Source organism: Paenibacillus sp. 19GGS1-52 (genome assembly GCF_022369515.1).
Taxonomy (GTDB): Bacteria; Bacillota; Bacilli; order Paenibacillales; family Paenibacillaceae; genus Paenibacillus_AQ.
On the sequence record NZ_CP059724.1, the window covers coordinates 2,375,102 to 2,387,476 of the forward strand.

Below are 12,375 nucleotides of genomic sequence, written 5' to 3' on the forward strand. Positions count from 1 at the left end.
GATCTATACAAAAGGGTGTCTCGGCAGTCATACAAATGACTACCGGACACCCTTTTGTTTTGATGACGGATGAGGCATTAATATTCTGAGAGATTCTCCAAGAGCAGATCATAGTGTAAATGGCGCGTGTTTTCTCTTGTTAAGGAGAATCAATCGTCAGAAGATATTCTGCTCCTGCAATATGGACAGTAGTCTTCCAACCTAATTGGTCAGCTACGAACTGTATAGGCAGCATGGTTCTGCCGGCAGTCAGCAGCAGAGGATTAGTCATAGGTACCTCTTGCCCGTTAACCTTGGCTCCAATATTCCCCACTGTCATTTCCAGCTTCTGTTGCTTGTTGGTAAGGATGGCTGTTTTGCTGACGGAGTCCCATGTAAGTGTTGCTCCAAGTGCTAAAGCGGCTTCAGTAGCCGTTACAAACAGCTCACCGTCCCCCTGAGTTACCCGACTAGTGAAAGGGAAACTCTTAGCATTTATTTGAATATCATAGGCATACACATTTCCTAGTTTGTCCATTGTTGCTGATGTGGTCTGTGAGATTAAAGTATTGTTTAGTGGATCAATATTGTCTGCGGATACCCGATAGTTGGAGTCATCTCTCCCGATCGCTTGGACGATCCAGCTGTTGACCTGCTCGTTGTGATGGCTTATATCTTTATAGAGATCTAGATTGAAGGTCCAATGTGCTTCGGACTGAAAGTCATAGAGCCGGGCGTTGGAATGCTGCTCAAATTGCTGGAACATCCATTTACGCATCTCCAACTGATTGTTATAACGCTTCGGATTGGTGTTGTACCAAGCTAACTGCCGCATAATGCTGTAAGGTGGATAATAAAAGTAGAATTGCACATCGGGATAATCGATGAGCAGTTGATTGATGTATGTATCGAAGCGCTGCTGGAGCTGCGGTGTATCTTCTTCATTTAGGCCGAAGTAAGCTTCGCTAGCGCTCTGATCGTTATAAGATTTAACCACACGCGCTTTTGAAAATACGGATTCATCGTTCCAATTATTGAGATGCTCCAGATCGTTATCCTGACCCAAATACATTTTCTTGAGGCTTACGGCGAATTGAGTATAGACTGAAGAATTGTACCAGTATTTATAATCGTTCCACCATTTGTCATCATACAAGTAATCGGGAAAGTTCTGTTTGTCTTCCTCGGCAACATCCTTTAATGAAAAGTAGTCCAACCCCCACAGCACTTTTTTCACCTTGCCGCTCTTTAGAGCCAGTCGGGCAATTTTGTAATGCTCCTCAACCGTTGAACCTTCGATAGAGAGCTTCAAGGTCTTTCCGCCCAAGCTTTTATCTACCTCTGATGGCAGGAAATTCTCCGTCATGGAGGTGCCGATAATAATGGTGTCGTAGTCGTAATTTTTGGCCAAACCCGGATTCTGATATCTTTCCTGTGTAGAGAAGACGGGGGTATACCAGTTCGAACGATGATAAAATTGCAGCGGGTCCAGAAATACGATCAACAACGCCATCAGTGCTGCAAGAATCACTGTAAAGAAAACAAAGTAGCCTACAGCTCTTTTGGAGCGGCTATGGAAACCCGAACGCGGTATTAAATTCGCTACGAAATCCGGTTTTTGTTGTGGCAACACTTGGATTTCCTCCTAAACGAAATAAGATGAACCTAGAAATTAAAGTATAAGAATTCAGTAATCCGGTTGAAAAAGAGGAGCGAAATCATAAACAGGACCGCCATAAACAGGGATGTCCGCCAATTTGGGGTCAGCTTGCTCAGTCTTTCTGTTAAATTCGGTGAGGTCAGCATGACCAGCAGCAGCACCGCCAGAACGGGAAGCACTAGTATTGACTCTGCGAGCGTGGATAGACCCAAGCCGTTAATGCCGAGCATCCCGCGGAGAAGCCTTCCAGCTTGTTGAAGGTTATGCGCACGAAAAAAGACCCACGTTACATTGATAAAACCGAAAGTGAGCAGCCAGCACAACCCTAGCGGAAGTGGGCGACCCCAACGTTTCCAGATGTGCTGTACAGCTTGTCCTCCACCATGCAGCAATCCCCATAGAATAAACATCCAGCTTGCTCCATGCCAAATTCCGCCTATCAGAAAGGTGATGAGGACATTACGAATGGCCGTCCAGAATCCTCTTCTGCTGCCACCTAAAGGAATATAGATGTAGTCTCTGAGAAAATGGCTTAGTGTGATATGCCAGCGTCTCCAAAAGTCCTGGATGCTCGTGGCCCGATACGGTGAATTGAAATTCTGCGGCAGCCGGATGTTAAACAGAAGAGCAACACCGATAGCCATATCCGTATATCCGCTAAAATCATAATAAATTTGGAAGGTATAGCTGAGGCATGCGACCCAGGAATCGATAAATTGGGTAGCACTTGTAAATCCGCTGTTGGCATAGCTGGCAAGAGTATCAGCGATCAGCATTTTTTTGGCAAGGCCTATGCAAAATAGCAAAGCTCCTGACAGCACATTACTCCAGTTCCAGACCTTGTTACGGAGTCTTTCGAACTGTGGCATCATATCCTTGTGATGAAGAATGGGGCCGGCGATCAGATGAGGGAAGAAGGTAACAAATAAAATATAGTTAATCAGCTTGTACTCCTGCACACGGCCTCTGTAGGCATCCACCAGATAAGCGATTTGGGTAAAGGTGAAGAAACTGATGCCAAGCGGAAGCAAAAGATGAAGTATAGGCACATGAGCACCTATAAGTCCATTCCAGTTCACAATGAAAAAATCGGCGTATTTATAATATCCGAGCAGCAGCGCATTAAATCCTATTCCTACGAACAGAATTACAGATCTACGTGTTGTAGAAGATACAAGTCTACGTCCTACAATGTAATTAACTGCAATAGATAACAAGATCAATGGGATGTAGCGCACGTTCCACCAGCCGTAAAAAAATAAAGAGGATAAGGCCAGCCAAAGCTTTGCAATGAAAAAGTATCGAAGCCTGATAAATAGAAAGTACATGATTAGCACAACGGGCAGAAAAGCAAAAATAAAGCCATAAGAATTAAATAACATAGCAGTCCTCGCTTTTCTGGAAAATGGAAAGGGATAGGAAGGAAGTGGAGAATCTATTAATGATATGATTTATCGGGGAAATCGCACTGTGATATAAATCAACAATATGAAGAAGTTTACATTTTTTGTTTAAATTTAGCGATCTATATGTTTCTATGTCTAGACCGATATCGCTGTGGGAGTTTAAAAAATATCAAGAACATGAATAAGAACAAGGTGAATCCGAATAACTCTTCAACCAGCAGATAGTAAGGATAAGGTCCAAAATAATCCAATATGGAATAGGTGCTTGGTTTATGGGCCAGGAACATATAGTTGGAGTCAAGCAAATAATCGGCGAACCTGACACAAATAGCTACTATATTGAGGCAGAGCATAGTGAAGAAAAGCGATCTCCAGGTCGGCTTATTGCCCTCAACCCAGGTCATGTAAAGGGAAGCCAGAATAATAGCACCGTGAGCAATGAAAAACAGTAGAAAACGGAAATGTGGATACGGATAAACTAAATTAGGCGTAATGAGGGCAACAAAGGCTCCACCGATGCCGGCGAAGTAGAGGAAAGAATAGAGTAGCCGACTGCGTGTGAGTAACATAACGACAGACAGCAGTAAAGTAATCCCGCATAGCTCCAGTGGCAGCGATGAACTGGCTTTCCATATGTCCTGCGACCTATACCACAATTGAAGTCCTGCCTCTGAGGATAGAAGAAGAAGCACTAGCAGCAGGCGGATGCATCGGCGCAGTTTGGGATGTGTCCGCAGAGCAAACCTTGAGCTAAATAACAGCAGGCATACCAAGGCTATAGCAGTAAGGGCAATCCAGTGTGAGAGCGAGAACATAACGAAATTTTCAGAATGTTTGTGGTCAAAATAATACCAAAGTTTCATTCAATATACTCCTTTAGAGGGTAGTAATTTTGCTGAATTTTTTATTTTTTAAAAACTAAATATTTTGATTCTATAGAACTATATAATGGTGATATAGTGATATATATAGACATTGAAACGGAGGCGTTCTGAAGAAATGATCAAGAAAAGGACCAGCTTGTTAATTGTTATTCTTATACTAATTACGCAATACGCATATGGCATGGGGTATACGTCTCAAGTCAAAGCAGCAGCAATAGAAAACGAAAGAGACATCATCACCAGTGTTTCGATGGCTGTATACGGACCGGATGGCAATACTGTAACAGATAGTGTGTACGAACAGAATTCTAATGTTACTTTGGATTATACATGGTCCCTTCCCAATAATCATAGTTATGTATCGGGAGATACTTTCACTTTTCAGCTTCCCGTGCAGTTTCAGCTTTTTAATGATATTAACGGAGCTCTAGTCTCTGATGAAGGAGATGTAGGAACCTTTAAGGTAAACCAATCATCACACCAGGTTGTTATGACCTTTAATGATTACATTGAACAGCATGATAACGTGCAGGGTACACTCCGAATTAAGACTAATTTTGATAAGCAGGTTATTTCGCAGAGCACGACACAGCAGATTCTATTTCCGGTAAATGGAGGAATTCAAACTGTTACTGTGAATTTCAGACCGTCGGTAGGCTCGACAATTGAGAAGAAGGGTACAGCTCAAGGATTCAACGCACACAGCATCCTATGGACCGTTGATGTGAACAAAACACTTGAGGCTGTGGGGAATGCAGTAGTCACTGATCCCATGCCTGCCGGACTTTCTCTGGATGCTCCACTAACTTTAGCAGTATATCAGTTGGACGTTCAACTAAATGGTACGGTTTCGCAGGGAGCATTGATTGACAGCAGTAAGTATACTGCAAATATTGCGGCAGGTACGCTTACTGTTCATTTTAACGATCCTGTTATCACGAGCGCATACCGGATCGAGTACTCCACTTCGATCACCGATGACAATCAAAATAGCTTTACAAATACAGCGACTTTTACTGGAGACGATCGTGTCCCAGCTGCTTCCTCCTATACAGTTAATGTAGAACGTGGAGGCAGTCTGAAGAAATACTCAACAGCATATGAATGGGGTACTCAGACTATTACTTGGGCTATTGAATATAACTACAATCATAAGATAATCCCGCAGGAGAAAGCAGTATTAACGGACTTGTTCAATAATTCTCAGTATTTGGTGGGTGGTTCGCTAAAGGTTTATCCAGTAACTTTGGATTCATCCGGTGCGGCAACCAAGGGCATTGCATTGGCAGAGAATGTGGACTATACAGTAAGTGATGCTGTTGACGCTGGTAAGAAAGGTTTCCGGTTGCAGTTTGCAAACGAAATTCCCTCTTCATATCGGATCGAGTATAAGACTAAAGCGACTGAACGCGTATTCAGCGATACGACGATAACCAACTCAGTTACTGATAGTACCTATACTGAACAGGCGACTCAACTCATCCGACCCGTAATCATCTACAAAACCTTGTCGGGGGTAGATTATCAGACTAAGAAGGCTGACTGGAAAGTTACGATTAACGGTGATAATTACCCGATGGGTCAAGTAGTGATTACCGATACTTTTCCACAAGGTGGGCTGCAATTTATACCGGAGTCGCTGGTCATAAAAAATGGTAGCGGGGTGGTATTGAGTTCCACGAACTATCAATTGGATTATGTGACTCCGGCACAGCCGAATAAAGGATTCAAGGTAGTGTTCAATTCGGCGATATCAGGTACGTATACCATTGGCTACCAAACTTTTTTCAACAAGGATTGGATCTGGGGAACAACGGATAATTTCATTAACAATGCCCGAATTGACTGGGTGGATGATTCAGCTAACCCCCACTGGACAGAGGCAAAAGGACTATTTATCCCTCGAATCGAAGAGAAGAATAACGGCTTCAAATCGGGTTCCTACAACGCGACTGCCAAGGAAATTACGTGGACAGTAGGTGTGAACTATAATAGTAAAGCCATTGAGGATCCAGAAGTAACCGATCTTTTGAAGGCAGGTCAAGTGCTAGTTCCTGGCTCACTTAAAGTCTACACCATGAAAATTGCGAAGAACGGTGATCCCTCACAAGGCATAGAAGTAAACAAAAATCTATATAATTATAGTGTGGATAGTAACAATCAGTTAAAGGTAGATTTTTTAGAATCCATCAATACTCCCTATTATGTTGTCTTTACAACAAGTCTTGAAGGGCAATTAATCAACAGTATAGTAAATAATACAGCTGCGCTGTTTGACGGATCAATGAAGGTTTCCAAGGATTTGACCGCGGCTGTTTCCATTCCTCACGGAGATGAATATGTCGTTAAGAATGGCGCCCAGAATGGCGATAAGATCGATTGGAGAGTGCTCATTAACGCTGGACAGTCTTATGTGCTGAACGCAGTGCTCACAGACACTCCTAGCTCGAATCAGATTCTATTGCCGGATTCGTTCCATTTGTACCCTACGGCTGTAGCTGTGGATGGAGCTATAACCAAAAGTGGACCTGAGCTGGTTAAGGATACGGATTATTCCGTAGCGATCAACTCGGATACTGAAGGCAAACAAACATTTATATTAAGTTTCGCTCACGGGATTAGTACAGCTTATATGCTCGAATATCAATCTTTGATTGTGGCGAACTCAGGCGATAAGGTTACCAATACTGTTAATTTCAGCGGCAACAATGTTATCTTGGTGACTAGAGACACCTCGAAAGAAATCATTGTTGGTCTCTCCAGCGGCTCTGGAACAGGTAGTGGCGTAAGAGGAACCTTAACAGTCAAGAAGCTGGATGCCCAGGATAATACCAAATTACTCAGCGGGGCGACCTTTGCTTTATACCGCTTGAGCGGCTCAGAGCGCTTACTCATAAATACCTTAACTACGGATTCAAGCGGAATCGTTTCATTCAATAAAATTTGGTTAGGCAGCTATATATTGACTGAGACTCGGGCTCCTGAAGGATATGTCCTAGATAACAGAGAGTATCCAGTGACGATCAATTCAGCAACAGCCATTCAACTGAGCATAACTAATCAGCAGTCTGAAACGCCAGCAACAGAACCACCAGTGACGGAATCACCAGGACCGACTGCTTCTGTGACACCTGTGGAATCAGCATCTCCAACACCAACACCTTCACCAACTGCGGGTATACCTGGCAGCGTGATCGTACCAACACCGACAAGTTCAGCGACACCGGGGATCATTATTGATGATCTGGCAATTCCGGCCGGACCTGGTATTACAACGGATGCTCAGCCCACTCCTGACAACGGAAACACTCCTGATGTAGTGATTCCAGTGGATGAAGAAGTTCCATTGGGTGATGTTACGATTAAGGATGACGAAATTCCCGCAGGGACAGTGACTGATCCTGCAGGCGCTAATGTCAGCAAGCTTCCGAAGACAGGCGAAGATAGTCCAATGCCGCTTTATATGGCAGGGATCAGCTTGATTCTTGCAGGCTTGATTCTAAATAGAGTATTCAAGCGGAGTAAGAATCAGGAGTAGTAGGAATCAGAGGTAAGAACATCATCGGAAGTGCAAGAGCACCAGGGGAATTTAATCCCGGGTGCTCTTGGCATTTATGCAGATAGTTGTTATTCAATGGTGATATAATATATTTAAAATTAAAGATTTTGGAGGGGATTAGAGAATGTGGAAAGAATTTAAAAGTTTCGCCTTGAAAGGAAATGTACTGGATCTTGCGGTTGCTGTTATCATTGGAGCTGCTTTTGGGAAGATTGTTTCCTCGCTAGTCAATGATATTATTATGCCGATCGTAGGTTTAATCAGCGGTGGAATAGATCTGAAGGATCTCACCCTCACCTACAAGAAATCGGTTGTGAATTATGGAATGTTCTTGCAGTCGGTAGTTGATTTCTTTATTATTGCTGTTACTATCTTTGTGGTCATAAAGCTGGCAAGCAGATTCAAACGTAAGGAAGTTGTTAAAGTTGAGGTAGTTGAGCCTCCTGCACCAGCACCGGAGATTGTCTTGCTTACAGAAATTCGAGATCTGCTGAACGCGAGTAAAAGAAGTGAATCATAAATTAGTTACATAAAATAAGTAAATATAATAAATACACTTGCATTTTTGCTGTTAAAGTGCTAATTTTGATGTAAGCAAAATTGTTGTTTCAACTGAATAATGTATCAAACCTTCAGGGCAGGGTGTGATTCCCTACCGGCGGTGATGCAACTGTATGTTGGCGGAAACGTTAATCTACATTGCTTAAGTCCGCTACCCGTTTCACGTTTGTTTACGTGGACGGTGGACCTGGTGCAATTCCGGGACCGACAGTATAGTCTGGATGGAAGAAGGGGAGATTAACGTTCTGTGCTCATTGAGCTAGACGTGCTGGAGTATTTTCGAATATTATGTGCGATATTTCACAATACCGTTTTTTGGCGGTTTTTTGCGCACAATTTTTTAAAATTGCCAGTAAACTCTCTTTATAACCCATCTTGAACTCCTCCTGGAGATTAAGATGGGTTTTTCTGTATATATCAGATAGATAGCGATGGGACGGGAGGCAAGTATGGATACCATAAATGACGAGTTCTATATGTCACTGGCGCTGGATATGGCAGAACGTGCGCAAGGGCAGACGGGCATTAATCCGGTTGTTGGCTGCGTTGTTGTGAAGGACGGGGCAATGATTGGACTGGGAACACATTTACAGCGTGGGACGGGCCATGCCGAGGTACACGCGCTGAATATGGCAGCTGGCAAGGCACAAGGAAGTACTGCTTATGTGACGCTTGAGCCATGCAGCCATTACGGCAAGACACCCCCGTGCAGCCAAAGGCTGATTGACGAAGGCGTAGCCAGAGTTGTGGTTGCTTGTGAAGATCCTAATCCACAGGTAGCGGGACGGGGAATTGAGATGCTGCGTGAACAGGGTATCGAAGTCGAAGTGGGCTTGCTGCGCAACCGTGCGCTGCGGCTTAACGAGAAATTCATTAAGTATATTCTGACGAAGCAACCCTTTGTTACCCTGAAGAGCGCTAGTACACTTGATGGCAAAATAGCTACCAAAACCGGAGACAGCAAATGGATCTCAAATGGGGAAGCGCGGAAGATTGTACATACACTGCGGCACCGTCACCAGGGGATTATGGTGGGAGTCAACACGGTTATCGCGGATAATCCTTCTCTGACGACGAGGATGGAAGTACCTGGCTTGAGTCCAATACGTATCGTTATTGATTCCGCTTTGAGAATTCCCCTGAACTCTTCTGTTGTTTGTGATGGCTTAGCCAGTACGATTGTCGTGACGACAGAAGCGGCTGACTCAGTTAAGAAGGCTGCACTTATAGCAGCAGGAGTTCAAGTCGTTGTTAGCGGCGCGGGGCCCCGAGTGGATCTGCATGCAGCCATGCTGGCACTTGGAGAAATGGAGATTGGCTCCATTCTGCTGGAAGGTGGAGGCACGCTGAACGGTGCAATGCTGGAGGGCGGCCTGATCGACAGAATAATTCTCTTTTTCGCTCCCAAAATTGTGGGTGGAGGGGCAGAGGCAGCTGGGACATTTACATTCCCAGGCGTTGCATGGATACGGGATGCCATCTCGCTTGAGGGATTGGAAGTAGAAGTGCTCGGGGATAATGTGTGTATCAGCGGTACGCCAGTTCGCTAAGCTTAGGCTCACAAAACTTTAGCGTATGCTTCCGATGCAAGTTTTGTACGAAGCGATTTCACAGGAGCTAAGCTCACAAAACTAAGCGTATGCTTCCGATGCAAGTTTTGAACGAAGTATATCAGTGAGCTATGCTTACAAAACTTTCAGGAGGGATGATATGTTTACTGGTTTAATTGAGGAAGTTGGCGTTCTGCGCAGTGTCTCTACTGGTGGAGAAATGATGGTGCTGAGTATAACGGCTTCGGTCATTATGAGCGATCTCAAAATCGGCGACAGTGTATCAGTCAATGGTGTATGTTTGACTGCGACTTCGCTGGGTGAACGCTATTTTAACGTGGATGTAATGCCACAGACCTATCGTAACAGCAACCTGAAAGAGCTGCGGATTGGCAGCAAAATGAATCTGGAACGAGCGATGGCGGCCGGCGGCCGTTTTGGCGGACATATTGTGCAGGGGCATGTGGATGGAACGGGCACAATAAAGAGCGTGAAGCGAGATCAGAATGCAGTTGTATTTGAAATTACACCTGATCACAATTCATTGTTCAAATTTATTATTCCTAAAGGTTCAATCACGATTGATGGCATTAGCTTAACCGTAGTGAATGTTGGTAACTCCTTCTTCAGTGTGTCGATCATTCCACATACGCTTGGAGAAACCGTGTTGGCGCATAAGCGAGCGGGAGACAGTATTAATATCGAGTGTGATGTGCTCGGCAAATATGTGGATCATCTTTTGCATTACGGCTCGGCAGCACACAATGATAAAGACGAGAGCAGCTCCGGTATCAGCCGTGATTTTCTGGCGGCGAACGGATTTGTATAAAGTATAAGATTTTGCTTACGGAGACATCTGATGATTCCGTAAAGCTTTCAGGAGGAAAGTAAGATGAACCAGAAAAAGAAGGATTCTGTTTTGGACCCCATTGAAGATGCTATTTATGATTTGATGCGCGGTAAAGTGGTCATTGTCGTGGATGATGAGGACCGTGAGAATGAAGGGGACTTCATTGCTCTCGCAGAACGTGCAACTCCTGAAGTGATTAACTTTATGATCTCTCAAGGACGTGGTCTGGTCTGCCTGCCGATCACCGCAGAACGGGCTGAAGAGCTTGATCTTAAGCCGATGATCAGCCGGAATACGGATTTCCACGGGACGAATTTCACCGTCTCAATTGACCATAAGGATACAACAACAGGTATTTCCGCAGTCGAAAGATCCTTGACCGTCAAAGCCATTATGGACCCTAAGGCCAAACCTTCCGATTTCAACAGACCGGGACATATGTTCCCGTTGATTGCCAAGAAAGGTGGCGTTCTGCGCCGTTCAGGACATACGGAAGCTGCGGTCGATCTGGCCCGCTTATGCGGATCATATCCAGCCAGTGTGATCTGCGAGATTATTAAAGAGGACGGTACGATGGCCCGTCTACCTGATCTGGTAGAACTTGCTAAGAAGCATGACTTGAAATTGATCAGCATCAAGGATCTGATTCATTACCGGAATGAGAAGGAACAGTTGGTTACTCGTGAAGTATCGGTGACCCTTCCTACCGATTTTGGGGATTTCCAGACAATTGCATACACGAATGAAGTAGATGACAAAGAACATGTAGCCTTGGTCAAAGGGGATATCTCCGGCGATGAGCCTGTGCTTGTTCGGGTGCATTCCGAATGTCTGACCGGTGATGTATTCCATTCACATCGCTGCGACTGTGGCCCGCAATTCGAAGCGGCACTGCGTCAGATTGAAGTTGCCGGTAGAGGCGTGCTGCTCTATATGCGCCAGGAAGGCAGAGGTATTGGCCTGATCAACAAGCTGCGGGCTTACAAGCTGCAAGAGGAAGGATTGGATACGGTTGATGCCAATCTTAAGTTGGGTTTTGAGGCAGATCTGCGCGATTATGGCATTGGAGCACAGATTCTAAAGGATCTGGGTATAAGCAAGATCAAGCTGCTGACTAATAACCCACGCAAGATCAAAGGGCTCGAAGGCTACGGACTCGAAGTTGTAGAACGCATGCCAATCGAAATGCCAGAGACTAAAGATAATACTAGATATCTCCATACAAAACAGGCTAAGCTTGGACATCTGCTGTCTTTTGACAACATTGAACAAAATGAGGATTCAAAAGTATAACCAAACCGTTTGAATAATGTATAACCATATAATTTTACTAACGAAGGGTTGATGAATAATATGCCGAATTATTTCGAAGGACATTTAGTTTCCGAGGGTTTGAAATATGGGATTGTGGTTGGCCGTTTCAATGAATTTATTACAAGCAAGCTGCTGAATGGTGCACTCGATGCCTTCAAACGCCATGGCGTAGCTGATGATGAGATTGATGTAGCTTGGGTGCCAGGAGTTTTTGAAATTCCATTGATCGCTCAAAAAATGGCTGAAAGCGGCAAGTACGATGCCGTAGTTACCTTGGGAACCGTTATTCGTGGTTCAACCACGCATTATGATTATGTGTGCAATGAAGTCGCTAAAGGTGTAGCAGCAATTAATCTCAAGACAGGCATTCCGACTATTTTTGGCGTAGTAACCACCGAAAATATTGAACAGGCAATTGAGCGCTCCGGTACCAAAGCGGGCAACAAAGGCTGGGATGCTGCTAATGCAGCCATCGAAATGGCAAACCTGAATAAAATGTTTAAATAATTCTGCTATTGACGAATCCATAACAAACGTGCTTATTTATAGATATAAGAAGAAAGCATGATTATAAGAATCTTTCTACTTGTGTAGCGTCCTTTAGCGGCGCTG

Annotated in this window: 10 protein-coding genes and 1 riboswitch; of the genes, 6 read left to right on the forward strand and 4 right to left on the reverse strand. The window is 44.3% G+C overall.

Annotated elements, in window-relative coordinates; translation table 11 throughout:
* Positions 1-139: 139 nt before the first annotated feature.
* The 3 genes from H1230_RS11125 to H1230_RS11135 form a co-directional block, all read right to left on the reverse strand.
* Positions 140-1,612 (reverse strand): copper amine oxidase N-terminal domain-containing protein, encoded by a 1,473-nt coding sequence (locus H1230_RS11125; protein WP_239715530.1) that lies wholly within the window; start codon positions 1,610-1,612, stop codon positions 140-142.
* A gap of 32 nt (positions 1,613-1,644) precedes the next feature.
* Entirely contained in the window at positions 1,645-3,021 is a 1,377-nt protein-coding gene (locus tag H1230_RS11130) for an MBOAT family O-acyltransferase (protein ID WP_239715531.1), read from the reverse strand.
* Positions 3,022-3,164: 143 nt separating this feature from the next.
* Positions 3,165-3,908, reverse strand: coding sequence for a YwaF family protein (locus H1230_RS11135; protein ID WP_239715532.1), 744 nt, complete (start codon positions 3,906-3,908; stop codon positions 3,165-3,167).
* Between the two features lie 136 nt (positions 3,909-4,044).
* On the opposite strand from H1230_RS11135, the gene H1230_RS11140 reads away from it, so the two are divergent.
* Positions 4,045-7,467 (forward strand): LPXTG cell wall anchor domain-containing protein, encoded by a 3,423-nt coding sequence (locus tag H1230_RS11140; protein WP_239715533.1) that lies wholly within the window; start codon positions 4,045-4,047, stop codon positions 7,465-7,467.
* Between the two features lie 145 nt (positions 7,468-7,612).
* Positions 7,613-8,008: a large-conductance mechanosensitive channel protein MscL gene (mscL, locus tag H1230_RS11145; RefSeq protein ID WP_239715534.1), complete on the forward strand. Its 396-nt coding sequence runs from the start codon at positions 7,613-7,615 to the stop codon at positions 8,006-8,008.
* Positions 8,009-8,112: 104 nt separating this feature from the next.
* A riboswitch (FMN riboswitch) is annotated at positions 8,113-8,286 on the forward strand.
* A 14-nt stretch (positions 8,287-8,300) separates the two neighbouring features.
* Here the strand turns inward: mscL and H1230_RS31390 are convergent.
* Positions 8,301-8,423 (reverse strand): hypothetical protein, encoded by a 123-nt coding sequence (locus H1230_RS31390; protein ID WP_275591194.1) that lies wholly within the window; start codon positions 8,421-8,423, stop codon positions 8,301-8,303.
* A 75-nt stretch (positions 8,424-8,498) separates the two neighbouring features.
* Between H1230_RS31390 and ribD the strand changes: the two genes are divergently transcribed.
* The 4 genes from ribD to ribH all read left to right on the forward strand — a co-directional run bounded on the left by ribD (position 8,499) and on the right by ribH (position 12,270).
* Positions 8,499-9,599 carry a bifunctional diaminohydroxyphosphoribosylaminopyrimidine deaminase/5-amino-6-(5-phosphoribosylamino)uracil reductase RibD gene (gene ribD / locus H1230_RS11150; RefSeq protein ID WP_239715535.1) on the forward strand — a complete coding sequence of 367 codons (1,101 nt, stop codon included), beginning with the start codon at positions 8,499-8,501 and terminating at the stop codon, positions 9,597-9,599.
* Positions 9,600-9,759: 160 nt separating this feature from the next.
* On the forward strand, positions 9,760-10,428 hold the full coding sequence (locus H1230_RS11155; RefSeq protein WP_239715536.1) for a riboflavin synthase: 669 nt from the start codon (positions 9,760-9,762) through the stop codon (positions 10,426-10,428).
* Positions 10,429-10,491: 63 nt separating this feature from the next.
* Positions 10,492-11,742: a bifunctional 3,4-dihydroxy-2-butanone-4-phosphate synthase/GTP cyclohydrolase II gene (locus H1230_RS11160; RefSeq protein ID WP_239715537.1), complete on the forward strand. Its 1,251-nt coding sequence runs from the start codon at positions 10,492-10,494 to the stop codon at positions 11,740-11,742.
* A 60-nt stretch (positions 11,743-11,802) separates the two neighbouring features.
* Entirely contained in the window at positions 11,803-12,270 is a 468-nt protein-coding gene (gene ribH, locus H1230_RS11165) for a 6,7-dimethyl-8-ribityllumazine synthase (RefSeq protein ID WP_154118460.1), read from the forward strand.
* The last annotated feature ends 105 nt before the right edge of the window (positions 12,271-12,375 follow it).